We start from the raw sequence: 1,403 nt of genomic DNA, 5'->3' as shown, positions 1-1,403 counted from the left end.
TATACCTCCCCATGGGACTCTGTTGACCAGTACAGCCTCACCGGTGGGGAGTACGTGCTGTTTGCCACCGGCCAGTACTATCCGTTCTATCCGCTTCACATCCTTGCCCCTCCATACGTGCCCTCAGGTAAGCCCTTCCAAGTCACTGTGACCTATTACAACGACACCCTTGGTGAGTGGGACTTACTTGAGGAGGCAACAGTGCTCGTGAACGACACTCCTGTTGGTACCACAGGTTTTGGAGGTCTCACCCTTACGCTTTCTGACGGTACATATGCTCTCAGGGCAGAGAAGGCGGGATACATCAGAAGTGAGAAGGTGAACGTCACGGTGGGTGGAACTCACATTCCACCTGGTGAGCAGCCAGACCTCACGGTGTTCTTGATGCTCCCACCACATGTTCCGCCTGGAGAGCAGATGAAGGTGTTTGGAGTTGTATGTAATGAGCGCAACGGCACTGCCGACACCTCCACACTCAAGATCCTTGCCAATGGCACGTCAATTAATGAAACCACGTTGCCCGTACTTGGCCCCTACGGTGTTTATCCCTTCGACTTTAACTGGACTCCTCTCTCAGAGGGGCCGCTCAACATCACCGCAATAGCGGACTACTACGATGTGGTGAACGAGAGCAACGAGAGTAACAACACCGCCACGCAGTACGTGATGGTGGGTGGAGCACCTCCCAATGGTGTCGAGGTATTCGTCAGGGTAGAGTCCAACACCACCACACTCTTTGCTGACGTGGTATTTGTGAATGACAGCCTCATCACCATGACTGATGGCTCTCTGCTCTATCTCGACCACCCCACCGCCCTGGGCGCACTGGCTGAAGCCTCCCGATTGGCGGGCTTCACATTCAACGTGACCAACACCACATCGGGTCCGTACATCACCGACATCAACGGCGACTCGTGGGTGCAGTACAGGGTGAACTTCACCTCTCCCAACATGAGTGCGGACCAGTATACCCTCACCGGTGGTGAGTACGTGCTGTTTGCCACCGGCCAGTATTGGCCGTTCTATCCGCTCCACATAATTGCGCCCCCGTACGTGCCCTCTGGAGTGTCCTTCAATGTCACCGTCATCTACTACAACGACACCCTTGGCAACTGGACGCCCATTGCCGGTGCCACAGTGCTCGTGGATGGCGCTCCAGCCGGCACCACAGATGCACACGGCAACCTCTCGCTCTCACTCGCCGATGGGATGCACGACCTCAGGGCAGAGAAGACGGGCTACATCAGAAGCGAGAAGGTGAAGGTGAACGTGGGTGTGGGTGAGAAGAAGCCCCCTGTGAACATCACGTGGAGCACCACCATTAATGCCACAAACGAACTGGAGGGCATGATGGTGGGAATGGCACCCGATGCCACAGATGGATATGACCCTCAGTATGATGC

1 protein-coding gene is annotated in these 1,403 nt (G+C 55.7%); it reads left to right on the top strand.

Going from position 1 to position 1,403, the window contains the following annotated elements:
- On the top strand, window positions 1-1,403 hold a 1,403-nt coding region (locus BP07_RS00270; RefSeq protein ID WP_042684242.1), incomplete at both ends, for a CARDB domain-containing protein.

Source organism: Methermicoccus shengliensis DSM 18856, assembly GCF_000711905.1.
GTDB classification, from domain to species: domain Archaea; phylum Halobacteriota; class Methanosarcinia; order DSM-18856; family Methermicoccaceae; genus Methermicoccus; species Methermicoccus shengliensis.
Note: the sequence above shows the minus strand (reverse complement) of the source record. Positions and strands in the feature narration are given on the sequence as shown.